The sequence below is a fragment of the Croceicoccus naphthovorans genome (genome assembly GCF_001028705.1).
Lineage (GTDB): Bacteria > Pseudomonadota > Alphaproteobacteria > Sphingomonadales > Sphingomonadaceae > Croceicoccus > Croceicoccus naphthovorans.
Genome location: NZ_CP011770.1, coordinates 1,066,571 through 1,091,030 on the forward strand (window position 1 = coordinate 1,066,571; position 24,460 = coordinate 1,091,030).

Annotated in this window: 24 protein-coding genes and 1 tRNA gene; 15 read left to right on the top strand and 10 right to left on the bottom strand. The window is 63.3% G+C overall.

Translation table 11 applies throughout. The features are described 5' to 3' along the window. Positions 1-133: 133 nt before the first annotated feature. The 5 genes from AB433_RS05380 to AB433_RS05400 are packed head-to-tail and all read left to right on the top strand — an operon-like array spanning position 134 to position 6,074. On the top strand, positions 134-2,488 hold the full coding sequence (locus AB433_RS05380; protein WP_082134803.1) for a glycosyltransferase family 4 protein: 2,355 nt from the start codon (positions 134-136) through the stop codon (positions 2,486-2,488). Continuing rightward, positions 2,442-3,746 carry a glycoside hydrolase family 130 protein gene (locus AB433_RS05385; protein ID WP_245626591.1) on the top strand — a complete coding sequence of 435 codons (1,305 nt, stop codon included), beginning with the start codon at positions 2,442-2,444 and terminating at the stop codon, positions 3,744-3,746. The genes AB433_RS05380 and AB433_RS05385 overlap by 47 nt, the downstream gene beginning before the upstream one ends. Before the next feature lie 14 nt (positions 3,747-3,760). Then, on the top strand, positions 3,761-4,795 hold the full coding sequence (locus tag AB433_RS05390; RefSeq protein ID WP_047820229.1) for a mannose-1-phosphate guanylyltransferase: 1,035 nt from the start codon (positions 3,761-3,763) through the stop codon (positions 4,793-4,795). Then, positions 4,792-5,592: a class I mannose-6-phosphate isomerase gene (locus AB433_RS05395; RefSeq protein WP_047820230.1), complete on the top strand. Its 801-nt coding sequence runs from the start codon at positions 4,792-4,794 to the stop codon at positions 5,590-5,592. Before AB433_RS05390 ends, AB433_RS05395 begins: the two co-directional genes overlap by 4 nt. Positions 5,593-5,633: 41 nt before the next feature. Continuing rightward, positions 5,634-6,074: a DUF2721 domain-containing protein gene (locus AB433_RS05400; RefSeq protein ID WP_047820231.1), complete on the top strand. Its 441-nt coding sequence runs from the start codon at positions 5,634-5,636 to the stop codon at positions 6,072-6,074. Here the strand turns inward: AB433_RS05400 and AB433_RS05405 are convergent. The 4 genes from AB433_RS05405 to AB433_RS05420 all read right to left on the bottom strand — a co-directional run bounded on the left by AB433_RS05405 (position 6,071) and on the right by AB433_RS05420 (position 9,588). After that, positions 6,071-6,367 carry a polyhydroxyalkanoic acid system family protein gene (locus AB433_RS05405; RefSeq protein ID WP_053059004.1) on the bottom strand — a complete coding sequence of 99 codons (297 nt, stop codon included), beginning with the start codon at positions 6,365-6,367 and terminating at the stop codon, positions 6,071-6,073. The genes AB433_RS05400 and AB433_RS05405 overlap by 4 nt on opposite strands. 3 nt (positions 6,368-6,370) lie before the next feature. Continuing rightward, positions 6,371-7,177, bottom strand: coding sequence for a hypothetical protein (locus AB433_RS05410; protein ID WP_179944959.1), 807 nt, complete (start codon positions 7,175-7,177; stop codon positions 6,371-6,373). 10 nt (positions 7,178-7,187) lie between these two features. After that, a complete protein-coding gene (locus AB433_RS05415; protein ID WP_047823395.1) occupies positions 7,188-8,387 on the bottom strand; it encodes a toxic anion resistance protein in 1,200 nt (399 codons plus the stop codon). Positions 8,388-8,496: 109 nt separating this feature from the next. Continuing rightward, positions 8,497-9,588, bottom strand: a complete 1,092-nt coding sequence (locus tag AB433_RS05420) for a transporter substrate-binding domain-containing protein (RefSeq protein ID WP_047820232.1) — start codon at positions 9,586-9,588, stop codon at positions 8,497-8,499. A gap of 140 nt (positions 9,589-9,728) precedes the next feature. Here AB433_RS05420 and AB433_RS19865 point away from each other — a divergent pair, with 140 nt between their 5' ends. Continuing rightward, on the top strand, positions 9,729-9,860 hold the full coding sequence (locus tag AB433_RS19865) for an entericidin A/B family lipoprotein (protein WP_082134804.1): 132 nt from the start codon (positions 9,729-9,731) through the stop codon (positions 9,858-9,860). Between the two features lie 85 nt (positions 9,861-9,945). On the opposite strand, the gene AB433_RS05425 is transcribed toward AB433_RS19865, so the two are convergent. Next, positions 9,946-11,568, bottom strand: a complete 1,623-nt coding sequence (locus AB433_RS05425) for a peptide ABC transporter substrate-binding protein (RefSeq protein ID WP_047820233.1) — start codon at positions 11,566-11,568, stop codon at positions 9,946-9,948. A gap of 49 nt (positions 11,569-11,617) precedes the next feature. Then, positions 11,618-13,456 (bottom strand): glycoside hydrolase family 15 protein, encoded by a 1,839-nt coding sequence (locus AB433_RS05430; RefSeq protein ID WP_245626592.1) that lies wholly within the window; start codon positions 13,454-13,456, stop codon positions 11,618-11,620. Between the two features lie 153 nt (positions 13,457-13,609). Between AB433_RS05430 and AB433_RS05435 the strand changes: the two genes are divergently transcribed. Beyond that, a complete protein-coding gene (locus tag AB433_RS05435; RefSeq protein WP_047820234.1) occupies positions 13,610-15,175 on the top strand; it encodes a DUF389 domain-containing protein in 1,566 nt (521 codons plus the stop codon). Next, positions 15,175-15,573: an MAPEG family protein gene (locus AB433_RS05440; RefSeq protein ID WP_047823399.1), complete on the top strand. Its 399-nt coding sequence runs from the start codon at positions 15,175-15,177 to the stop codon at positions 15,571-15,573. Before AB433_RS05435 ends, AB433_RS05440 begins: the two co-directional genes overlap by 1 nt. 169 nt (positions 15,574-15,742) lie before the next feature. On the opposite strand, the gene AB433_RS05445 is transcribed toward AB433_RS05440, so the two are convergent. Next, positions 15,743-17,494, bottom strand: coding sequence for a fatty acyl-AMP ligase (locus AB433_RS05445; protein ID WP_047820235.1), 1,752 nt, complete (start codon positions 17,492-17,494; stop codon positions 15,743-15,745). Between the two features lie 269 nt (positions 17,495-17,763). On the opposite strand from AB433_RS05445, the gene AB433_RS05450 reads away from it, so the two are divergent. The 4 genes from AB433_RS05450 to AB433_RS05465 all read left to right on the top strand — a co-directional run bounded on the left by AB433_RS05450 (position 17,764) and on the right by AB433_RS05465 (position 19,846). Further along, positions 17,764-18,288 carry a regulatory protein RecX gene (locus AB433_RS05450; protein ID WP_245626593.1) on the top strand — a complete coding sequence of 175 codons (525 nt, stop codon included), beginning with the start codon at positions 17,764-17,766 and terminating at the stop codon, positions 18,286-18,288. After that, positions 18,285-18,824 (top strand): DUF192 domain-containing protein, encoded by a 540-nt coding sequence (locus AB433_RS05455; protein WP_245626594.1) that lies wholly within the window; start codon positions 18,285-18,287, stop codon positions 18,822-18,824. The genes AB433_RS05450 and AB433_RS05455 overlap by 4 nt, the downstream gene beginning before the upstream one ends. Positions 18,825-18,887: 63 nt before the next feature. Beyond that, on the top strand, positions 18,888-19,286 hold the full coding sequence (locus tag AB433_RS05460) for an NADH:ubiquinone oxidoreductase subunit NDUFA12 (protein ID WP_047820237.1): 399 nt from the start codon (positions 18,888-18,890) through the stop codon (positions 19,284-19,286). After that, positions 19,283-19,846 (top strand): DUF2155 domain-containing protein, encoded by a 564-nt coding sequence (locus tag AB433_RS05465; protein ID WP_047820238.1) that lies wholly within the window; start codon positions 19,283-19,285, stop codon positions 19,844-19,846. Before AB433_RS05460 ends, AB433_RS05465 begins: the two co-directional genes overlap by 4 nt. Here the strand turns inward: AB433_RS05465 and aat are convergent. Then, positions 19,756-20,493, bottom strand: a complete 738-nt coding sequence (gene aat / locus AB433_RS05470) for a leucyl/phenylalanyl-tRNA--protein transferase (RefSeq protein WP_047820239.1) — start codon at positions 20,491-20,493, stop codon at positions 19,756-19,758. The genes AB433_RS05465 and aat overlap by 91 nt on opposite strands. 83 nt (positions 20,494-20,576) lie before the next feature. Here aat and AB433_RS05475 point away from each other — a divergent pair. The 3 genes from AB433_RS05475 (at position 20,577) to AB433_RS05485 (ending at position 22,476) form a co-directional block, all read left to right on the top strand. Further along, positions 20,577-20,652 (top strand) — tRNA-Trp (locus AB433_RS05475). Between the two features lie 107 nt (positions 20,653-20,759). Further along, positions 20,760-21,695: a Stealth CR1 domain-containing protein gene (locus AB433_RS05480; protein WP_053059005.1), complete on the top strand. Its 936-nt coding sequence runs from the start codon at positions 20,760-20,762 to the stop codon at positions 21,693-21,695. Between the two features lie 130 nt (positions 21,696-21,825). Beyond that, entirely contained in the window at positions 21,826-22,476 is a 651-nt protein-coding gene (locus AB433_RS05485; protein ID WP_047820240.1) for a sulfotransferase family 2 domain-containing protein, read from the top strand. A gap of 128 nt (positions 22,477-22,604) precedes the next feature. Here the strand turns inward: AB433_RS05485 and AB433_RS05490 are convergent, their stop codons facing one another. Both AB433_RS05490 and AB433_RS05495 read right to left on the bottom strand, forming a co-directional pair. Beyond that, positions 22,605-22,922, bottom strand: coding sequence for an excalibur calcium-binding domain-containing protein (locus tag AB433_RS05490; RefSeq protein ID WP_082134805.1), 318 nt, complete (start codon positions 22,920-22,922; stop codon positions 22,605-22,607). Positions 22,923-22,926: 4 nt separating this feature from the next. Next, positions 22,927-24,441: an alanine/glycine:cation symporter family protein gene (locus AB433_RS05495; protein ID WP_047820241.1), complete on the bottom strand. Its 1,515-nt coding sequence runs from the start codon at positions 24,439-24,441 to the stop codon at positions 22,927-22,929. Positions 24,442-24,460: the final 19 nt, after the last annotated feature.

A 24,460-nucleotide genomic window follows, 5' to 3' on the forward strand; every position in this document is an offset into this window, starting at 1 on the left:
GCCCAGTTAATCTAAGTTAACTTGCGGTGAGTCGTGGCATTTCCCGCGACCAAATTCGCGTTTGCAACGGAACTTCCAGCGGTTGGCGGCATTGCCCTAAGGTAGTCCCCAATAATCAGGTGAAGGTGGCCAGATGACCGATTTTCGTGATGGTTCTGCTTCTCTGCCCGCTCGCAACGGACCCAAGGACCGTGGGGTGGTTCCGCTTTTTCCCAAGTCTGACGCTTCAAACCGCCATATCGCCGTCATCGGCACCTATACCCCCCGCAAATGCGGCATCGCGACGTTTACCGGCGATCTGGTCGATCAACTCGGCCGCTTCCACCCCGAAATCGCGTTCGATGTCTATGCGCTGACCGATCCGGCAGAGGCTCTCGATTACGGCGACATTGCTGGCGAAATCATGGCTGACGAACGGGCAGACTATGCCCGCACTGCGCGGGCCATCAACGAGAGCGGCGTCGATGCCGTCTGGCTTCAGCACGAATACGGCATTTTCGGCGGCGATCATGGCGATATGGTCTGCGATTTCGTCGACAGGCTGGCCGCGCCGCTGATCCTGACCTTGCACACCGTTCTCGCCGATCCTGGCGAAAAGCAGCGCGCCATCCTGACGCACCTGTTGACGCGCGCGTCGCAGGTCATGGTGATGTCGCGTCATTCCGCCGATCTTCTGGCCCGGCTCTATGGCATCGGGAATGAGCGGCTGACCGTGATCCCGCACGGCGCGCCGGATCGGCCATTCGGGCGGCAGCGGGCGTTCAAGGGGTATCTGAATCTTGGTGACCGGCCGGTCCTGATGACCTTTGGACTGCTTGGCCCCGGCAAGGGGATAGAGCACGCGATCGAGGCCTTACCAGCCATTGTCGAACGTCATCCAGACGTGGTCTACCGCATCGTCGGGGCCACGCATCCCAACCTCCTCGCGCGCGATGGAGAGAGCTATCGCGAGGGTCTGCAGGCGCTGGCCGAGCGGTTGGGCGTTGCCGATCATATCGAATGGGCGAACCGCTTCGTCGATACGCCCGAATTGCTCGATCAACTGGAGGCCTGCGACATCTACATCACGCCCTATCCGGGGTTGCAGCAGTCGACTTCGGGTACGCTCAGCTATGCAGTCGCACTGGGCAAGGCGGTGGTTTCCACGCCCTATCTGCATGCAAAGGAACTGCTGGCCGACGGCGTTGGCGAATTTGTCGCGCCCGGTTCGGCGCAGTCTATTGCCGAGGCGGTGAATGGCTTGCTGGACGCGCCCGATCGGCTGGAGGCGATGCAGCGCCGTGCCTATGCGAAGGGGCGCGAAACGATCTGGCCGCGGTTTGCCGATGCGGGGGCCGCGCTGGTCGAGAAGTCGGTTGCCGCGCCGCGCATCCCCGCCGCGCGCCTGTTCGCGACACCGGGGCTCAGCGGCTTTACCACCATGTGCGATGATGTCGGGATTTTTCAGCATGCCATCGGCACGGTGCCCGATCGCAATCACGGATATTGCGTCGACGACAATGCTCGCGCTCTGATGCTGATGAACCTGGCGGACGGGTTCGATGCGCGCGATGCTGATGCCTGGTCACGGCGCTTTGCGGCATTCGTGCAGGATGCTTGGAACCCGGATCTGAAGCGGTTCCGCAACTTCATGGGTTACGACCGCAAGTGGTGCGAGGATTGCGGGTCGGACGATTCGAACGGTCGCGCCATCTGGGCGCTTGGTCACACCGCCGTCCACGGATGCAACGAAGACTTGCGCTGGTGGGCGCGGGGGTTGTTCGACGCGGCGCTGGAAGGACTGGCCGACATCGATTCGCCGCGCGCTCTGGCGTTTGCGATGTTGGGTGCGGCATTGCGGGTAGAGGGCGAGCCCGATCACGCCGGGGCCTTGGCCTTGCTGGAACGCGGCGGGGCGGTGCTTGACGGCCTGCTCAATGCCGTGCGTCGGCCCGACTGGGCGTGGTTCGAGGCGGTTCTGGGCTATGACAACCCGCGATTGTCGCAGGCATTGATCGAGGCGGGCCGCATTCTGAACCGCGAAGATTGGCGCGATTCGGGGCTGACGAGCCTGGCCTGGATCGCTGAAATGCAGACCTCTGCCACCGGACAATTCCGCGCCGTCGGATCCGACAGTTTCTACCGCCCGCACGAAATGCTGCCCTTTGATCAGCAGCCTTTGGAGGCGCAAGCCGCCGTCGATGCCGCGTCCAGCGCGTTCCGCGTCGATCCGGCCCGCCGCTGGTTCGACCATGCCACCATGGCCTATCGCTGGTTCCTTGGCGACAACGACCGGGGCGCGGTTCTGGCCGATGTGGCCACGGGCCGCTGCCGAGACGGGATCACGCCGCGCGGGGCGAACCGCAATTGCGGGGCGGAATCGATTTTGGCGTTTCAGCTTGCCCACTACGGCGTGATAGCTCTGGCGCATTACCAGCAACCCGAATCGGGCGGAGACATCCTTGAGAGCCAGCGAATACCCCAAAAGCCCACTGCGCATATCCGCTGACCGTCTTCTTGCAGACCCGTCGCGGGTCGTCCTTCGTCCGTTTCACCTTGGCTGGCAGGCCCCCACCGCAGATGGCAACCGGGCGCAGACTCTGGTCGAGGATATCGCTTCGCTGACCGAAGATCAGGCGGAGATAGAGTATCGCCGCGTGCAGCAGGATTTCGCCGAACGCCACTGGCAGACGGAGCGGATGTTCCTGGAGCGGTATGCAGAGGTGTGCGAGGTTCTGGACCTTGATGGCAAGGACTTTTCCGACACGCGGCGGAAGCTGATCGGCAGCTATTTCTGCCACGAATACACGTTCGCCGCCGCCGCGCTGATGAACCCGTCCATCGTGCCAAGCCCGGACCAGTCGGGCATGGGCGATGGGGCCTGCCGCTTCATCATGTCGCTTCGCGCGGTGGGTGAGGGGCACATCAGTTCCATTGCTTTTCGCGAAGGCATCCTGCAGCCGGGCGGCGAATTCTCGCTCTGGCCGCAAAACAGCTTTGCCACCGCCGCCGACAGCGCCATCGCCGAAGTCGGCGGGGACGAGGCGGTTACCGTCTATCGGGAGGAGGATTCCAGCCTTTCCAACACCGTGATCTTTCCGGTGACAGAGCAGCAGGCGGGCGGGTTGGAAGACCTGCGCCTCGTGCGGTTCGATCATGGCGATAAGGATTACGAGTGGATCGGCACCTACACCGCCTATTCGGGCCGCTCTATCCGCAGCGAGCTGATGCGCACGCGCGATTTCAAGAGTTTTCAGCTGGAGCCGATCCTTGGCCGCGCGGGTCGCAACAAGGGCATGGCGCTGTTCCCGCAGACGATCGGCGGGCGTTATGCGATGGTCGGGCGGCAGGATGGCAAGAACCTGTTCCTGCTCTATTCCGACGATCTGGCGACGTGGGACGACGATGGGCAATTGTTGATGACGCCCAAGTACCCGTGGGAATTCATCCAGATCGGCAATTGCGGCAGCCCGATCCTGACCGATCATGGCTGGTTGTTGTTCACCCACGGCGTCGGTGCGATGCGCCGCTATTCGCTGGGCTGTGCCTTGCTGGACCGCGACGATCCGTCGAAAGTCCTGGCGCGCAGCAAGGTGCCGGTTCTTACGGCGGAGGACGATGACCGTTCGGGCTATGTGCCCAACGTGGTCTACACCTGTGGAGCTATGCAGCTTGGTCAGGAGCTTTTGGTCCCCTACGGCATTTCGGACAGTGCCGTCGGTTTTGCAACGTGCAGCATCGACGATCTGATGCAGATAATGGAATAAGAGGGTTGCAGCGAATGGGTCAGATGGTTCCGGTGGTTTTGTGCGGCGGCAGCGGCACCCGGCTTTGGCCGAAATCGCGCGCGACCAAGCCAAAGCCTTTCATCCCGCTGGTGGGAGAGGAGCCGCTGTTCCTCGCCACGCTGAACCGCTGCGGCGATACGGATATGTTTGCCGATCCGATCGTGGTGACCGGCGCAGCGCATCTTGGCCATGTGGAGGACTTGTTGCCGGGCGAGGGCGGGTCGGTCATTGTCGAGCCGATGGCCAGGAACACCGCCGCCGCCATCGCGCTGGCCGCGTGCCGCTTGCCCGAAGATGCGGTAATGCTCGTTTGCCCCAGCGACCATCATATTGCCGATTGCGACGCCTTCACCGCCGCCGCCAGCCGTGCCGCCGATCTGGCGAGCGATGGCTGGCTGGTCGCGTTCGGCATTACGCCCGATGCGCCGGAAACCGGGTTTGGATACCTGAAGCAGGGAAAGGCGATTGCCGACGGATCGTGGGCCATCGAACGCTTCGTCGAAAAGCCCGATCTGGCCAAGGCGCAGGCCTTTCTGGACGAGGGCGGGTATAGCTGGAACGGCGGCCTGTTCGCCTTCCGCGCCGGGACGTTCATGGACGAATTGACCGCACACCGCCCCGCCATCGCCGCCGCCGTGCGCAAGGCGGTTGCCGCGGGGCATGAAGACGGGCGCAGGTTCTATCCCGAAGCGAAAGCGTTCGCAGAGATCGAGAGTGAGAGCGTCGATTACGCGGTCATGGAAAATACCGCGAAGGCCGCGATGGTGCCGGTATCCATGGGCTGGTCCGATATCGGCAACTGGTCCGCGCTGCACGCCGCGCTGGATCGCGACGATGCGGGCAACACCGCGCGGGGGCGGGTCGAACTGGTCGACTGCCGCAATGTCATGGTCGATACCGATGGGCCGCGTGTTTCGGTGATCGGGCTGGAAAACGTGGTCGTCGTCGTCGATGGCGATGACGTGCTGGTCACGACTGCCGATGGCGCGCAAAAGGTCGGCAAATTGCAGGGGGCGGCCAATCAATGATCCTGCCGACGATCAGCGTTGAAAAGCCGTGGGGCAAGGACACGCTGCCCGCACCGTTCACTGCGCCCGATGGCAAGCGCATCGGCGAGATCTGGTTCGAACCGCCAGAGGCGCTGCCCGAGCTGCTTTGCAAATACATCTTCACCAGCGAAAAGCTGTCGGTGCAGGTCCACCCCGATGACGATCAGGCAGAAGCCGCCGGACAGGGGCGGCAGGGCAAGTCCGAATGCTGGTATGTGATCGATGCCGACGAAGGGGCGACGCTGGGCGTGGGTTTTGCCGAGGACATCGACGCCGACGCCATGCGCGCCGCGGCAATCGACGGATCGATAGAGGACAAGCTGGTCTGGCACCCGGTAAAGGCGGGCGATTTCTTCTACATCCCGGCCAATACGGTGCACGCCATCGGCGCGGGTGTCAGCCTGATCGAGGTGCAGCAGAATTCGGACATTACCTATCGCCTGTACGACTATGGCCGCCCGCGCGAATTGCATCTGGATGCCGGGATCGCGGTGGCGCGCGGCGCACCCTACAACATGGAACTGTTCCGCCACGTGCCCGATCATGGGACACAGCGGCTGGTGAACGGGCCGTTCTTCGTGCTGGACCGAGTGCACGGCCCGATCCCCGAAATGAACGCGCGCGACTATCCCGCTGCGTTGCTGGTGATCCCGCGTACCCCGGGCACGACCTTGGGCGGCAAGCCGGTGGCGGTCGGCGAATGTGCACTGGCGCAATCGATCGGCGATGTGGAAGTGGCGGAAGGCGCGCTCTGCCTGTTGACCAGACCGCGCTAAGCCCGCTTTTCGTGCGGCTGCCCTGTCGCTAGAAGCACGGCATGATCGTTCAGACCATCCAGCTTGCGCTTGCGCCCGTCTTCGTCCTTGTCGCCATCGGCAACATCCTGAACATGCTGACGTCCCGGCTGGGTCGGGTGGTCGATCGCACGCGGGAAATGCAAGAGGCCTATCGGACCACCACGGGCGAGGAACACGATGCCAGCGTACGCGAATTGCGGATGCTGGCGCGGCGCACGATGCTGATCGGCAGGGCGCAATTGATGATGGTGCTCAGCGCGATCACCATCGGGCTTACGGTGGTGATGATCTTCTCGGGCAGCTTTCTGCACGCCGCGACCGAACCGGCGGTCGCGCTGTGCTTTGCCGCCGCCATCGCGCTGTTGCTGGCGGGTTTGATCCTGTTCCTGATGGAAACGCGCGTCGCCTCGGCGCAGTTGCGCGTGCCGCTGGCGTTTCTGGAGCTGGACCGAACGCTTTAAGCGAGCAGTTTGCGCCCGCTCTGTTCGATGGCACCCTGAATCATCGGTTCCACGAACGACAGCGCCATCGGCAGGTCGACGGTGAACACCACCGCGCCGTCCTCTATATCCACGTTGCCGTTCATTTCCTGACCCATCGCGCGGATGGTCATGACCATCCGGTCTTCGCTGGCCCAGCTGGTTTCGACGTCGGCCATGCCGCCGGGTACGAAGCCAGTGATCGAATCCTGCTTCTCATCCAGGCGGCGGCGAACTTCCTCTTTCGAGAGGGAATGGGGCACGGATACGCGCATATTTTATCGGTCCTTGGTCTCGTCCAGCGCCTTTGGGGCGGGCGCTACGGGCGGAAGCGCCGGGTCTGGCGCGGATGGAGGGGGAAGCGCAGTCTGCGTCTCCCCGTACTTGGTATCGAGATAGCGCTTGCGCACCGCCAATGCATCGAGGTCGCCCTCCGCCAATTGGCGGGTCACCGCGTCGATCTCGCGGCTGATCGATTTCAGGCTGTCGGTCAACTGCGCATCGGGCGTGCTGCCAACGCTGTCCTGCCCGCGCAAGTGCTTGGGAATGCGGGTATAGCTGGCGACGACTTCGGGCAGATCGCGGGTGACGAGGTTGCGGACATTGACCGCGGCGGGCGTATTCTCATCCAGCCCACGCAGTTGCGCGCCAAGTCCGTCCAACTGCACGCCGATCCCTTCGACCAGCGTCACCGCGGGGGCGGGCAGGGCAGGTCGCTGGTTTTCCAGCCACAATTCGGTGCGGGCGACGTTTTGCTGCAGGTTGCCTTTGGGCAGGGTTTCCAGCGTCGGCCTTTTCATGGCCGGGAATTTCATCAACACGCCGACCGCCACGGCCATCAGCAGCACGGTAACGAACAGCCCCTCGAACCCCAAGGCACTGACGAACAGCCCGAAACCCATCGCCGCGATTACGATGGCGGCAATCGCGACCAGGATGCGCTTCAGCTTCTTTGCGCCATGTTCGCGCTTCAGCCGCGCCGACCCGTCGCCGATCGACGCACGCCGGCCACCGGCGCGTTGCTCTATCAGCGAGTTGCGCCCGCCTGCCATGATCCGGTCGCTGTCGTGCGTGCTGTCGGCCATCGCGGCGGCTTCAGCCTTCCAGGCTCAGCAGCGGGCTCTGCTGCGTTTCGACCTGGGCTTTCGACGCGCCTTCGGCCCGGGCGATATAGCCGCGCGACTTCTCGACCTCGTCCGACAGGGTGTCGACGGTCTGCTTCATCGAATCCAGCGCCTTCAGCTTGAAGGTGTCGATGGTGTCCATCGTGTCATAGATGTTCTGGAACGCGCGTTGCAGCGTCTCCAGCGGGATCGTGCTCGACGCGGCCTGTTCGTGGATCTTGCCGGTCTGGTCGCGCAGCATCGTGCTGGTGGAATCGATGATCCCGGCGGTCGTTTCATTGAGCGCGGTAATCTGGCCCAGCACCAGCCGCTGATTGGTCATCGCCTGCGCCACGGTAACGGCGGTGCGCAGGGCGGAAACGGTGGTCGTGCTGGCGCGGTCAACGCCCTTCACAAGCTCGACGTTGTTCTTTTTCACCAGATCGAGCGCGAGATAGCCCTGCACCGACACCGCCATCTGGGTCAGTAGGTCCTGCGTCCGCTGGCGGGTGTAGAACAGCGCGCTCTCGCGGATTGCCTTGGCCTTGGCCGGATCGTTGATGTCGAGGTCGTTGGCCGCTTCCTCAAGCCGCGAATCCAGCGTTTTCGAGATGTGGATCATCTGCTCCAGCTTGCCCATCGCGTCCCACAGCTTTTGCCGTTCGACGTCGATGGCGGCGTTGTCCATCAACAGCTCGTCCTTGCCGCTGGCCAGCCGGGCAAGGATGGTCTGAATGTGCCCCTGCGCGCTGGTATAGCTGTCGAAATAGTGCTTCAGCTTGTTACCGAAGGGGATGATCCCGAACAGTTTGCGCCCGGTCAGCTTGCCCTTGCGACCGGGGTCCAGTTCCTCGACCGTGCGGCGCAGTTCGGTCAGGTCCGCGCCGATGCCGCTGTCGGCGTCCATCGCGCGGACGGGGCGATCCAGAAAGCGGTTCGACATGCCCGATGCAGCCATGATTTCCTTGCGGCCCATGCTGGTCAGCTGGTCCACCTTTTTCCCGAATTCGGGCGAGTTGGTGTCTTCCGCGATCAGGTCGGTTACGAACTGGTCGACCTTGTCGTCCAGCTTCGACTTCGTGCCTGCGTCCACTGGCACCAGACCCGCCGCCTTTTCGGGCGTGACCTGGGGCACGGGGCTCGGCGCGTCGAGCTTCAGTTCGGTGGCAGTCGTCGTCGGCTGTTCGGCCATGGTCATCCCGTTCTGATGGGCGATGCAGCGGCACCGCGTCTGGTTACTGTATTAGCGATGTAAGACACGTACTTCAAGACCGCGCGCGTGGCGACGTGATGATAGTGTGTCAATCCGCGCCGCCAAGCTGTTCGGTAACGTCGCGCGTCCACGAATCGCTCTCGATATGGCGCAGCAGCGCAAGGTTCACGTCTTCGCGGCGCGGATCGTCGGCGGGCAGGGCGATGCCGTAATCCTGCCGCCCGAACGATCCCGGCAGGACGCGCAAATCGTCTGTCGCCCGCCCATGCGCCACGTCGTACCGCAGGATCGGGTCGTCATGCACGAAGGCGTCGATGCTCCCGTCGGCCAGAGCGACCAACCCTTCCGACACCTCGGCAAAGCTGCGTGCCGAGATCCCGTCGCGCGCCAGCCATTCGGCTCCGGCGGAATCCGCGATCACGCCGACTTGCACCCCGTCGAGATCGGCGGGGCCGCTTACCTGACCCTCCAGCCGTCCGGTTGTCAGCGAGGACGCAATCATGCCGGTTATGGTCGAGATGATCAGCAGCGCGGTGAACATCCAGACCAGCGCGACCAGCTTGCCTGCGGGCGTGCGCGGGGCCTTGTCGCCATAGCCGACGGTGGTCATGGTCACCGCCGCAAACCAGAAACCCGACCCGACGCCGGTGGCATCGGCGGGAAATTCGTCCGGGTTGCGCTTACGCTCGGCCAGCCAGAACAGTGCGCCGACAACCCCCAGCATCGCGATCAGGACGAGAATGGTCTTGAGGAAACCCCACGTGAAGAACTGACCCAGCAAGGACAGCCAGCCCGGCGCATCCTTGCGCACGGCAATGCCATAGCCGGTGGTGAAGAACGGGTGGCTGAAATCGAGCTCGCGCTCGCGTTCCCGGGTGATGGTCAGCGCGCCGACACTGGCGTCGAATTCGCCCCCCGCCACGCCGTCGATCATGCCGGGCAGGTCGGTCTCTACAAAGCGATACTGGTATTCGTTCGCCTCCGCCACGGCGCGCCACAAGTCGATGGCAAGGCCTTCCCAGTGGCCGTCATCCCCCTTGATCGCAAAAGGCGGCGCTTCGCGCGTGGCGATCCGCATTTCGTCCGGGGTGGGGGTGGGTTGAGCGTGGGCGAGTTGCGGCGCAACGATCGCCGCCAACAGGGCCATCAGCGCGGCGAGGGTCAGTTGCACGCGGTTCATGCCCCGATCATGCAGTAATCGCCAAGGCATGCAAGGTGCGCCCGGCGCTGCATCCACGGGTGGCGGCAGGGTAAATCCGCTTCCGCCATGCGGGACGACGCGCTATTCAGCGGCGACACGGGTTTTGGAAGGGTAGAATTATGGTCCGCAAAATTGCCACCGCCATCGCGCTTGTCACCGTTGTCGCCGGGGTTTCGGCCTGCAACACGGTAAAGGGTCTGGGCGAAGACATCAGCTCGGTCGGGCGGGCCGGGGAAGACGCGATCGACTGATCGGGCCTGGCGGGCGGCGCGTCCGCCGCAAAGTGCCATGCAAAAGGGCCGGGCCGCGCACCATGCGCCGCCCGGCCCTTTTTGCTTATTCGAAAGAGATGTCCTTGTACGACTGAATGCTCAGCGCGCGGGGGATCACGCCCTTGACGCGGGTGTCGACCAGATAGTTGCGGCGCGGCCAATACAGCGGCGCAACCGGCGCGTCGTTCAACAGCACTGTTTCGGAATCGGAAAGCAGTTTCATCCGCTCCGCCTCTGTCGGGGCGACGCGGGCCTGATCGATCAGGCTGTCGAACTGCGCGTTCTTCCACCCGGTGTGGTTGTTGCCGCTATTGCTGGTGAAGATGTCGAGGAACGTCGTGGGATAGGCATAGTCCGCCGACCACGCCTGAAAGCTGACATCGAAATCCAGCGATTCCAAGGTGGCGAGATAGACCTTCCATTCCTGGTTATAGATCGTGAATTCGACGCCCAGCTTTTGTCGCCACATGCCCTGCACGATTTCGGCCAGCTTGCGGTTGTCTTCGTTGGAAATCGTCAGGATCTCCGCCGGGGGAAAGCCTTTGCCGCCGGGATAGCCCGCCTCTGCCAGCAACTTCTTCGCCTCCGCCTCGTCATACTTGACGATGTCCGAGGTGGGATAGCTGGTCAGCGCGGCGGGGACGAGGCCGGTGGCCGGGGTCTGGCCCGCCTTCAGCACATTGTCGATAATCGCCTTGCGATCGATCGTCATCGACAGCGCCTTGCGCACGCGCAGGTCGTCGAATGGTTTGCGGGTCGTGTTGAACGACATGTAGATCAGCGCAAGGAACGGGTCGGACCGCAGCTCGTCCGGATTGGTTTTCTGCACGATGGGGAACTTGCCCAGTTGCAGGCCCGATGTGATGTGCAGCTGCCCGCCCATGAACATCGCGGTTTCGGTCTGCGAATTCTCAATCGGATAGAACCGGATGCCGTTCAGCGCGACATTGGCGGCGTCCCAGTAATTCGGGTTCTTCTCCACCTCGATCAGCTTGTTGGTCGACCATTCCTTCATCTTGAACGGGCCGTTGCAGACGAAGTTGGTGCCCGATGCCCAATCGTTTGCGCGGTCGGCCATGCCGCCGCCGGCCTGCACCTGCTTTGGCGGCACGGGGAAGAAGCTGTGGTGCTTCACCAGTTCGGCAAAGAACGGGGTAGGGCCGACAAGGTCGACCTGCAGGGTCATGTCGTCCAGCGCCTTTACGCCGACGGTGCCGAAATCGGTGGTCTGGCCGCGGTTGAACGCCTCTGCCCCTTTGATGACGTAAAGCATTTCCGCATATTGTGCGCCCAGTGCCGGGGTCAGAATGCGCTGCCAGCTATAGACGAAATCCTCGGCCTTTACCGGCGTGCCGTCGGACCACTTGCCATTAGGCTGCATGTGGAACGTCCACTGCGAGAAATCGTCGTTCGGTTCCCACGATGCGGCGGCGCCGGGGGCCAGCTTCGTATCGTCGGTGGCGTTCATCTGCGTCAGCCCTTCGCACAGCGTGCTGACGATGCGCGCTTCGGGCATGCCGGTGTTGATCTGGCTGTCCAGCGTCTTGGGCTCTGCCTCGTTCCCGACCAGCAGGATCTTGTCGGCGATCGCCTGATCGGCCTCTTTCCCGCCCGATCCGCAAGCGGCAAGCGCGGCGGCGAGGAGGGTGCAGGTAACGGTCCGGAAACCCGGTCGAGGAAGGGTCATATGGGGTCAGTCCTGTCGTTCGGTGGCCGACAGGGCGTGCTTGGACCCGTCAGCGATATTCATTCCAGCTTTTGGTCAGCATCACCGCGCAATTGATGATCCCGACAAGCGAATAGGTCTGCGGGTAATTGCCCCATAGTTCAAGGGTCTTGGGATCGATGTCCTCGCTCAGCATTCCCGCGCCGGTGCGCCGGTCGAGCATCACCTCGAACAGGCGGCGTGCCTCGTCCGATTTGCCGGTCAGCGACAGCGCCTCGATCAGCCAGAAGGTCGCGACGTTGAACGCGGTATGCGGCGTACCGAAGTCGTCGGCGGTGTTGTAACGCAGCATGTGATCGCCGCGCCGCAGCGACTTTTCCACCCGGTCCAGCGTGGAGTGGATCTTCGGATCGTCCTTGGAAACGAACCGCAGGTCAAGCAGCTGGATAATGCTGGCATCGCGCAAGTTGCCGCCAAAGGTGGAGGAGATCAGGCCTTCCTCGTCATTCCAGCTGCGCTCCATGATTTCCGTATGCAGCCGCGCCGCATTTTCGCGCCAGTATGCCTCGCGCTTTTCAAGGCCGAGAACTTGCGCCGCATGGGCCAGCCGGTCGCACGCCGCCCAGCACATTGCCGCCGAATAAGTATGCACGTGGCTGGAATTGCGCAGTTCCCACAGGCCTGCATCGGGCTGGTCCCATATCGACAGCGCGCGTTCGCCGACTTTTTCCAGGCTATGAAAATCCTCGATCCCGGAAATGCGTAGCAGGCGTTGATCGGCAAAGGCCTGCGCGCTGGACAGGACGATCTGGCCATAGGCATCGTGCTGGATCTGGAACCATGCGGCATTGCCGATGCGCACCGGGCCCATGCCGCGATATCCGGCCAGATGCTCTGCCTCGCCCTCGGGCAATTCGGGATTGCCGCGCACGTCGAACATCGGGTGGATATGCCCACCCTGCGCCGCATCGACGATATTGCGCAGGAAGCCGAGATAGCTTTCCAGAACGTCCAGCGCGCCGATCCGGTTCAGCGCCTGTACCGTGTAATAGGCATCGCGGATCCAGCAATAGCGATAGTCCCAGTTCCGCCCGGAATCGGCGTGTTCCGGGATAGAGGTGGTGAGCGCCGCGACGATCGCGCCGGTATCTTCGTGCTGGCACAGTTTCAGCCCGATGGCGGCACGGATCACCGCCTCCTGCCACTCGAACGGAATGGCAAGGCCGCGCACCCAGTGCCGCCATTCCTTGGCCGTGCGGCTGAGCATGTCGCCGCATCCGGCCTCCAGACTGGTCGAAAAACTCTCGTCCGGGCCGAAGAAGAAGTGCAACTGGCGCTCGACGCGGAAGGGTGTTTCCTGTTGGACGAGGCCGATGGGCGCATCGGTCGTCAGCCGCATCGCCATGGCCGGAATGCGGAAGGTGATGTGGCTGGACCCGAAGCTGCGTTCGGGCAGGCTGGCACCGTATTCCGCCGCCGGGCGCAGGGCCATACGGATGCGGGGGCTGCCGCTGATCGGGCGGACCACGCGCACGAAGGCGACCGGGCGATAGATGCGGCCCTTGTCGCGATAGCGCGGGCAGAAATCGATGACTTCCAGCGCGTTGCCGTCCTCGTCGGCGTATTTCGTTTTCAGGATCGGCGTGTTGCGGATGTAATCCTGCTCGACAACGCGCCCGCCTTCCATCTCGATAGACCAGAACCCACGCGCATCCTCTGCACTGCGGCCGTGGTCGAGCAGCGAGCAGAACACCGGATCGCCATCGACGCGCGGAATACAGGCCCAGGTGAACGTGCCGCGTTTGTCGACCAGCGCCGAAGCCTGGCAATTGCCGATGGGCCAAAGCTCCAGGTCAGCGTGCGGGGCAGTCTGGGACGGGGCCATTTCGGCTTGATTCGGATCGCTCATCACAGGGGAACTTAGGCCCGATGCCGCCCCTGTGAAGCCCCGGCTGCGCGATTATTTTGCGCTGCGGCATAACCGGTCAGGCATCTCGACAGCGCGTGAGGCTTCGGTCAGAAGGGCATCGCACAAGCATAACGGGGAAGAAAAAGGGTCATCATGGTCGAACAGGCCGACGCCGTGCGCCGGGCACGTGCAAGTTTTACGGGCGTCCTGCTCTCATTGCGGCTCTGGTGGCGCCATTCGGTTGTCAACACCGTCGATCAGAGCTCGGTGATCGAGAACCGCCGCGAAGAAGCCGTGATCTCGGCTCGCTATATGTTCATGCTGGCGATGTCGGCAGGCATCGCGGTGCTCGGGCTATTACTGTCCTCTCCGGCTGTCGTCATTGGCGCGATGCTGCTGTCGCCGCTGATGGGACCGATCATCGGTTTGGGATTCGCGCTGGCCACGGGGGATTATGCCTGGCTCAGGAAATCGCTGCGCGCACTGGCGCTGGGCACGGCGCTTGCGATTGCCTTCACAGCGCTGATCGTTGCACTGTCGCCGCTCCAGACGGTGACGCCCGAAATCGCGGCGCGCACGCGGCCCAACCTGTTCGACCTGTTCATCGCCTTCTTCTCGGCATTGGCGGGTGCCTATGCGATGATCCGCGGGCGCGAAGGCACCGTCGTCGGTGTGGCCATCGCCACCGCCCTGATGCCGCCGCTGGCCGTTGTCGGGTTCGGCCTGGCGACATTGAACTGGACGGTGTTTTCAGGCGCGCTGCTGCTCTACATCACCAACCTTATCACTATCGCGCTGACCGCGATGATGATGGCGCGGCTATATGGCTTCCGCTCCAACCTCTCGGAAAAGCAGACGCGGCTGCAGGATGTTTTCGTTATCGTTGCCTTTACTGCGCTGGCGGTGCCGCTGGGCCTGTCGCTGGTCAGCATCGCGCGCGAAACCAACGCGACGCGGCAGGCGAACACCGCGATCCTCGATAGCTTTCCGGGCAAGGCGCGCATTTCGCAGATCGACATCGACTATCAGGCCGAACCGGTCAGCGTCTCCGCCACGGTGCTGACGCCAGAATTGATGGCCGGGGCAGAGGATCAGGTGTCGCGCCGTCTGTCGCGGATCATGGGCGGGCCGGTGGTGCTGACGCTCGACCAGTTTCAGGTGGGCACCAGCGCCTCCGCCGCCGAAAAGGCGCAATTGGCGGCGGCGCGGGCGAAAGAGCAGGAGGCGACCGACCGCGAGGTGCGCGATCTGGTGGGCCGACTTGCGCTGATCGCGGGCGTGAAAGAAAGCGACGTACTGGTCGACCGCGAAGGCCGCCGCGCGCAGGTAAACGCCGTGCCGCTGCCCGATGCCGAACTGGCAACATATGCCGAGCTGGAAACGCGGATCGTCGCCAATGTGCCGAACTGGACGGTGAAGCTCGTCCCGCCAGCCGGACCATTGCCGACCGTGACGCTGGAAGAGCCGCAGACCGGCGACGATGGCGCGCCCGTTTCGCGCATCGGCCCGCGTGCCAAGTCCACGCTGGACCTGATCGTCTGGTCCGCCGCGCGGATCGCCGCACCCATCGTGCTGAGCGGCGGGGCAGCGGATGTCGAGATCGTGCGCGCGGCGCTGGCCGAACGCGGCGTGCGGCTTGTCACGAGGAGTTCGGGTCGCGATACCGGCACCATACGGGTCGCATGGGCGCGGCCCGACGAGGCGACAGGAGAGCAATGATGGCAATAGAAATCCGCATACTCGTCTACGCGGCGATCCTGCTGCTGGTGCACATTTTTGCAGAGGCGCATTTCAAGACAAAGCAATACGGCACCAAATGGAACATGGGTGCGCGCGATGAAGACCTGCCGCCGGTCAATCCCGTCGCCGGTCGGCTGGGCCGCGCCCGCGGCAATTTCATGGAGACCTTGCCTATCGCGATCATCGCCTTGCTGGGCGTGGTCGTGGCCGACAAGGCCAGCGCGATGACCGCAATGGGCGGGTGGATCTGGCTGGGCGCGCGGATCGTATATCTGCCGCTTTATTGGGCGGGCATTCCGGTCGTACGCACGCTGGTATTTCTGATCAGCCTGATCGGCCTTGGCATGGTGATCTGGCCGCTGCTTTTCGCAGGGTAAATTATTCCGGCGCCAAGGATAATCCGAATCATACGCACGCTTATTAATTTGCGTGGCGGTTCAGTCGATTAGGCGTGAATCAGGAAAAAATCGCGGTGCCAGAACGAGATGGGGCCGCCCTACGTGGGGCGGCCCTCCTCTCCCAAACGGTAAATCCGTTATGCTGCACTCATGCTGCGAGGCGATATGGCTCTATTTCGCCCGAAAGGTAAAGTTTTTTCGCCTTGGCGCGGCTCAGCTTGCCCGATGACGTGCGCGGCAGGCTGCGCGGCGGGACCAGTTCGACCACGCAATTCATGCCGGTAATCGAGCGGACCTTGTCGCGGATCTGGTCGTGCAATTTCACGCGTTCCTGCTCGTCCGAAACGCGGCAGTGGACCAGCACGGCGGGCACTTCCTCACCATTGTCGGCCTGCACCGCAAAGGCGGCGATGTCGCCTTGGTGAAAGCCCGGCAACTGTTCCACCGCCCACTCGATATCCTGTGGCCAGTGGTTCTTGCCGTTGATGATGATCATGTCCTTCGCACGGCCCACGATGAACAGGTATCCATCGGCCATGTAGCCCATGTCGCCGGTGTCCAGCCAGCCGTCGACCAGACAAGCCGCGGTCGCTTCGGGGTCGCGGAAATAGGAATGCATCACGCTGGGGCCGCGGCACCAGACTTTGCCGATCACATGGTCGCGGCAGGGCTGATCGTTCTCACCCCGGATCACGACTTCCATGTCCTTCACGGCCTTGCCGCAATTGACGATGGCGCGATAGCGGGCAGGGCGGGACAGGTCGCGCGGGGATCCCGACAGACGCTCTTCCTCGACCAGCTCGACCTTGATGCCTTCGCCCGGCGGCATGATGGTGACGGCCAGCGTCGCCTCGGCAAGGCCATAGCTGGGGGTGAAGGCATTGGCCTCGAACCCGGCCTCTGCAAAGGCATCCACAAAGCCCTGCATCACGTCGGGGCGGATCATGTCGGCCCCGTTGCCCGCCAGTTTCCAGCGCGACAGGTCGAACCGTTCGCCGACGTTCGACTGGCTGGAAATGCGGCGCGCGCAGATGTCGTAACCGAAAGTGGGGGAATAGCTGATGCTCATCCCCTTGTTCCGGCTGATCAGGTCCAGCCAAGCCAGCGGGCGGCGGGCGAAATCCTCGGTCTTCAGATAATCGCCCGACACCTGATTGGCGATCAGCGACAGGAAACAGCCGACGAGGCCCATGTCGTGATACCACGGCAGCCAGGAAATACAGCGATCGTCCGGGCCGACCTGCATCCCGTGCGAATGGCTGGCAAGGTTCGAGAGCAATGCCTCATGCGTAACCGCCACACCGTGCGGGAAACGCGTGGAGCCGGAGGAATATTGCAGATAGCAGATGTCGTCCGGCTTCACTTCGGGAAGCTCGCAAGGCGTAGCATCGCGCGCGGCGAAGCTGACCCAGTCGATCCCCTCGCAACCCTGACGCTCTGCCGCCTGACCGGCCATTGCCGAAATCTCTTCCGGATAGAACAGGACTTTCGGATCGCTGGACTGCAACTGCACGGCCAACTGGTCGATGTACGATTCCTTGCCACCGAAACTGGTCGGCAGGGGCAGCGGAACCGGCCATGCGCCGGCATAGATCGCGCCGCAGAACAGGGCGGCGAAATCGGTCCCGGTCTCGGCCACCAGCGCCACGCGGTCGCCGGGTTTGATCCCCGCAGCGATCAGGCGGTACGCCATGCCCAGCGCATCATCGCGCAGTTCGGAATAGGGGTAGACCCGCGTCAGCTTTCCGCGCGGATCGTGGAAATTCAGGCCGCGCAATCCTTGCGCGGCATAGTCGATCGCCTCGGCAAAAGTGCCGAAATCGGCCATCCGACGCGGCAACGAGTCGGCGTTGGGCGTCGGAACAAGGGCGTCGTCAGCCGTGGGGGCGGTCTGCTTCATGAAGCTCTTTCAATCCCGTCCAGTTGCACATTCCCGGCCTGATACCAGCCGGTCCGATTAATCCGGTATGACTGCCCGTAATACCGATCAGGGCATTAACCCAATCGGCACAGTCATTTGCGCCCCGTTCCCATCACTTCATTCGTCGCAAGGGCGTTTCCATTGTTACGAGAGTGTGGCACGAATATGGCGTAATGGTTGCGGGCAAGGGCGCTTATCCCCGGAAAACGCGGGCTGCAAGGGTCGTTAAGCCCCTGACCCCGGCGCAGTTGGAAGAACTGGCGCTGGCCTATGTTGCGCGCTTTGCCACCACGGCCAAGGGATTGCAGAAGTACTGCCGCCGCAAATTGCGCGAGCGGGGCTGGGAAGACGCGGAGGAGGGCGCGGCCGCACCGGACATCGATGCGCTCGTCGAACGCTTCGTCCGCAACGGATACGTCAACGATGCCGAATTCGCCCGTGCAAAGTCGGGCAGCCTGCTGCGCCGCGGCTATGGCGAACGCCGCGTGGGGCAGGCGCTGACCGCCGCGGGGGTGGCAGAGGAAGACCGCGCGCATATTGCCGAGGGGGAGGCGCGCCATGCGGCGCTGCGGCTTGCCGAAAAGCGTCGGTTCGGTCCGTTCGGCGCAGACGGCGCACCGCCCGACGACAGGGCGCTTCGCGAAAAGCAGGTTGCCGCCATGCTGCGCGCCGGACACCGCATGGACGCGGCCCGCGAACTGGTCCATGCGCCCGATGCCGATGCCGCGCGCGAATGGGCGACGGCGCTGGATGACAAGGAAGACGACGCTTGAAATTCCCCCATTTCCAGATCGAACGCCTCCAGATCCTGCCCCTGCTTATCGCCGGGGTCCTCATGGCCTGCACTCCCGCCGCCGATGCCCCCGCCGCCGCGCAGGGCGAAACCGCTACCGCGATCACGCATCCCATTTCGGGCCTGCCGATCGTGCCGGTTACGGTCACTATCGATGGCAAGGCGCACCGGTTCAGCGCGGAATATGCGGGTGGGTACAGCGAACGGGCCAAGGGCCTGATGTTCCGCACCGCGCTGGGCCCCGACGAAGCGATGATCTTCGACTTCACGACGACCGACAGCAGGCCGTCGATCAAGCAGTTCTGGATGAAGAACACCTACATCCCGCTCGACATCATATTCGTGCGGGCCGACGGGGTGATCGACAGCATCGGGGCCGATGCCGTGCCCTATTCGGAAAAAGGCGTCCGGTCGGACGGGCCGGTCATCTACGTGCTGGAAATCCCCGGCGGTCGCGCGGCGGAACTGGGCATCGAACCGGGCGACACGGTGGAATTTGCACAGCCGGACGCATGAACGGGATGCAGCACGTTATGCCGGTTGCGCGGGCGCGCGCTTGAAGCTAATCGCTGGGCCACGATGAGCATCTTAGCGAAAATCTTCACCTGGTGGGACGGCGCCACCATCGGCACCCTGCTGAACAGCTGGCGCAACGGCATCGAAGTCGGCCACGACGCGCAGGGCAACCGCTATTTCAAGGGCAAGAAGCCCGGCGCGCAGGGCCAGGAACGCCGCTGGGTGATCTATAACGGCGCGAACGACGCCAGCCGGGTGCCGGCCGAATGGCACGGTTGGCTGCACGGCGCGTTCGAGGATGCGCCGGAATCGAATCTGCCCCCGCCGCGCATCTGGGAGGTTGACTATACCCCCAACGCCACTGGCACCGCCGGGGCCTATCGCCCCGCAGGCGCCCTGGAAAAGGGCGGCGTGCGGGCGCGCGCCACCGGCGATTACGAAGCGTGGTCGCCCGATCAGTGAGAATCTTCGCGCCGCTGACGCTCTCGGCGGCGCTGGCGCTTGCCGCCTGCGGGTCGGAGCCTGACGCCACGAACCAGCCGGGCGGGGTCAAGACCGAGGAAGCCGTCGCCGCGCCTGCCGCGAACGAGACGATGGCTGCCGATGCGGACGCCGCCGTGGGCGAAGACGGGCTGCCGCAAGGCACGCCGATGGAGCAGCGCATCGCGACGCTGGGTCTGCTGAACAAGCGCAACAACCTGACGCAGGACATCGTCCTGAAACCGGGCGAGCAAGAACGGGTCGGCGACGTGCTGATCAAGCTGGCCACTTGCGAACGCCGCCCGCCGTGGGATCCGGAGCCGGAAGAAGGCGCCTTCGTGCAGGTCTTCACGACCGAAGACCGGGATGACGACGACCCGGACTGGACGCGCGTGTTCTCGGGCTGGCTGTTCCTCAACAGCCCGTCACTGAACGTGGTCGAGCATCCGATCTACGATGTCTGGATCAAGGACTGCGCAATGACCTTCCCGGGTGAGGAAGAGGCCGCCAACGCGGCAAAACCGTCGGGCAACGGCACGTAAGGCGCCAGTTCGGCGGGCCGCATCGCCCGTTGCAACAGTTCCAGATAGCGCGACTGCGGCATCGCCACCGCGCCCAATGAGGCGAGGTGCGAAGTCATGAACTGGCAATCGAGCAGTTCCAGCCGCGCTTCCTTCATCGCGGCGACAAGCCAGCACAGCGCCACCTTCGAAGCATCGGAAACCCGGCTGAACATCGATTCGCCGCAGAACACGCGGTCGAACCCCACGCCGTAAAGCCCACCGACCAGCCGCCCGTCCTGCCAGCATTCGACCGAATGCGCACGGCCCATGCGGTGGAGCAGGGCATAGCTCTTGGCGATCTTCTCGCTGATCCAGCTTTCGCCATCGTCGTCCGTATCATCAGGTCCCACAAAATGACTTCTGGGAGCGGCGCATTCCGCGACCACCTGCGAAAAGGCGCGGTTGCACGTCACCACGAATCGTTCGCGCCGCAGCGTGCGAGCCAGCGATTTCGAGACGATCAGCCCGTCCAGTGGAAAGATCGCCCGTTCGCGCGGTTCGATCCACATGACTTCGGGATCGTCGCGGCTTTCCGCCATGGGAAAGATGCCGCTGCGATAGGCGAGCAGCAGCAGTTCCGGGTCGATAACGGCATTGGCATCGGGGGGAGGCGGACCCTTGGACATGCCCTATGATGGGGTTTGTCAGGCAAGAGATGCAAGAGGTGCTTGTCAGGCCGCAAGAAGGGCGATAGAGGCGCAGGCCCCGCAGGGGTGTAGCTCAGCTGGTAGAGCATCGGTCTCCAAAACCGAGGGCCACGGGTTCGAATCCTGTCACCCCTGCCATTTTTTCCGACATTGTTGAAAGGTTCCTTTCCCCATCCGGGGGCGCTGCGATTTGCCATTTGCGGCGATCCTTGCCAACGCGTGCCACAGGCAGCTTGCAAGGGGGCATGATGGCGGGCGACAACCCGATCGATTTCGTAATTCCGTGGGTCAACGGCGAAGACCCGGATCACGTCGCTCTGCGTAGGCAATATCAGCAAAGCGCCGGCTTCGAAGTTGCAGACGAAGTGAACGCCGCCCGGCGCTGGAGCGATGCGGGCGAAATCCGCATCTGCCTGTCCTCTATCGCGGCCCATGCACCGTGGGTTCGCAAGGTGTGGGTCATTACCAACGGCCAGCAACCGCCGCTTGAAGACTTGTCCGAACACTTCCGAAAGAAAATCGAAGTCGTCGGGCATGAACGGATTTTCCACGGTCATGATGCCTGTCTGCCGACGTTCAATTCCCTCGCCATCGGCACGGCGGCGTGGCGGCTGGAGGGGCTGGCTGATCGCTTTGTCTATTTTAATGACGATACGTTCTTGCTGGGCGATATAAAGCCGCAGGACTTTTTCATCGGCGACGACACGATCCTGCGCGGAAAATGGCAAACCAGCGATCCGGCAGAATATGTCACCAAGATCTATCGCAGCAGCAAGCTGAACGCGGCGGCGATGGCGGGTTTCGGCCCGGATCGCTGGTTCTCGCTAGCCCACTGCCCCATTGCGATGGACAAACGAATCCTGGCCGACTTCTTCGCACGTTCGCCCGATGCACTGGCGGCGAACCTGTCGCACCGTTTTCGCGATGGCAGCCAGTTTTCGATATCGTCGCTATTCGCGCATCTGGCACTGCGGGCGAACAGGGCGAATTTTCCGGGCAAGAAAGACTGGAAGACGTTCGATTCGACGTGGTGCGAAAGCGCATCGGCACGCGACCTTTTCGCCGCTCTCATTCTGAACAAGCTGAAGTGGCGAAAGCTGGTCTGTATCAATGACCTTGCGCCGATTGTTGCGGGGCGGTCGCGGCTTACGCGTTTGTTCTCATCGCTGATATCCGCATAATGGATTGGCATTGGTCAGGGATCGCCGCGTGACTGTGACCTCCAGATTGCAAAAGCGACTTTGGCCGCGACTGTTCGGCGTGCGGCTGTTGCCCGACGTGGTGGAACGGTGAACGCGATCGGGTGTGCCCATGCCGTTGACGCCGCGCCTGAAGCAAAAAATCGCCAAGTTCGATGAGAAGGGTGTGCTATTCATCCACATTCCCAAATCCGGGGGGAGAGCGGTTAGCGATGCGCTTTACGGCCTGCAGGTGAAGCACAGCTCTATCTGTGTATACCAAGCCGTGGTGCCCGATCTGGTCGCTCGTGTCGAAACGGTTAGCATAGTGCGCGATCCGGTCGACCGCTTCGTGTCGGCCTATCGCCATGCGATCAGTGGCGGTGCCAGCGAAAAGCGCGTGTCACGCGCATTTCGTTCAACATACGCGGGTTTCCGGTCGATCGGGGATGCGATTGACCATGTCCGGTCGGCGCGATCGACCTACCATGTGGGTCCGCTGTTTCGACCGCAGGTGTGGTACCTTCACGATCGGGCCAGAAGGATCGCAGTCGATACGCTATTTCGCTACGATGATCTTGATTCGATGACGCCACTGCTTTCGGATCGTTTCGAAAAGCCGATCCGGCGCATCAATGTCACACCGCCCACCGACCCCATCGCCCCGAATTCACGGGAAAAGGCGCAGATCCGCGATCTCTATGCGGCCGACGCTGCCCTTTACGACGCGCTACCAATAGGCCGTATCATCGATTTGAAAGACGGTGCCGCGGGGCAGGGTTGAGGGGGAGGGAGGGGACGCCCCGCGACACGCAGGACGGCGTTTCGGCTCGCCCCGGTGAATTCCAAATTAACGGTTCTGCGAGGCAGAGGCGGAGCGATCCGTTGGGGCGCCGGGCCGTGGTCCGAGTGCTATTTTTCGCAAGCCACGCCATCGCCATCCCGGTCCAGCGCGGGGCGGTAACCGGGCTGGCCGCGCCGCAGGGGCGTGACTCCGGCGGCGTGGGCTTCGGCGCAATTGCGATAAAACGCGCCGATCGGCGCATCGCGCTTCGGCGCGGGGGCCGGGGCGCTGCGCGATCCGTGGCAGTGGTATTCGCCGGTGCTGCGATTGGTGTGGCACCCACTGGCATCGACCCCGCCGCCATGCGCCAAGGCGGGCGCAGCGGCAATCGAGCCGAGCAGGAGGGCGGGCGCGGCGGTCAGGGCCAGTCCGCGCCGCGCCCCCATGCGCTTAGTACTCTTCTGGTTCTTCCGGCGTAGCGCGGCTGTGATCGGGCCCCGCCGTCTTGTCGCCGCGCGCCAGCTTGAAGATCACGCCCGACAGCAGCGCCAGCGCGATCAGGTTGGGCAGTGCCATCGCCGCGTTGGAAATGTCGCCCAGACGCCAGACCAGCGACAGGTCCTGAAAACTGCCGACGAAAATCGCCACGCACCACAACAGCCGCCATGCGATGTGCAGTGCCCGCTCACCCGCGCGGCTCGATCCGGGCACGCGGTCATAGAGGAAGGTAATCGCCCGTTCGCCGTAGTAACTCCACGTCAGCAGCGTGGTGAACACGAACAGGATCAGCGCGATCGACGCGATCAGCGTGCCAATGGGAATGCCTCCGATTCCAAACGGAAAGGCCGCCGCGAACGCGCCGCTGGTCATGGCAAAGCCCTGCAGGTCGGATTGCCATGCGTGTTTTACCGCCGTGCCCGCATGGTCGAACGGGCCTTCGACGGTGAGGATCACCAATGCGGTCATCGTGCAGATCACGATGGTATCGATAAACGTGCCCAGCATCGCCATGCGGCCCTGCTGTTCCGGGTCGTCGGTCTGCGCCACGGCGTGGGCGATCGGGGTCGAACCCTGACCCGCCTCGTTAGAGAACAGCCCGCGTGCCACGCCCGCCCGGATCGCGATGATGATCGCAGCGCCGACGAAACCGCCGCTGGCCGACTGGACGTTGAACGCGCCGCCAAAGATGCGGCTGAAGGTTTCGGGAATGTCGGCGATATTGATCAGGATCGCGATCACGGCCATCACGATGTAGGTCCCGGCCATGAACGGCACGACCTTTTCCGCCACGTTGCCGATGGACTTGATGCCGCCGATGATCACCACGAACACGGCCACGGCGGTAATCGCGCCGCCCAGCCATTCCTGAATCCCGAAAATTTCGGTCAGCCCGTCGGCCACGGCGTTGGCCTGAATCGCGTTGCCGGTGATCAGCGCAGAGAACAGGGTGCCGAGGCAAAAGACCACCGCCAGCCACGTCCATTTCGGGCCAAGGCCCATCATGATATAGCTCATCGGGCCGCCGCGATAGGTGCCGTCGCTGGTCGTCTCGCGATATCGGATCGCCAGCGCGCCTTCGCCAAAGGCCAGCGCCATGCCGATCAGTGCGGTGATCCACATCCAGAAGATCGCACCGGGGCCGCCCAGCGCCAGCGCGGTGGCCACGCCCGCAAGATTGCCGGTGCCGACCTGTCCCGAAAGAGCGGTCGACAGCGCGGCGAACGGGCTGATCTCACCCGCGCCCTGACCCTTGCGGCCCTTGAACAGGCCGGTCAGCGCGCTGCCGAACTTGACGATGGGGTAAAACCGCAGGCCGGCCATCATGTAGATGCCGATGCCGAACAACACGATCACCATCGGGGGGAAGGGCAGCAGTTCCTGTCCGTTCCATGTGCCGCCCCAGATAAAGTCGGAGACGTTGGTGACGTGGTCGATAAGGCTGGTCGCCTGCGGTTGTGCGCTCATGTGTCCTGCCGGTCCCCGT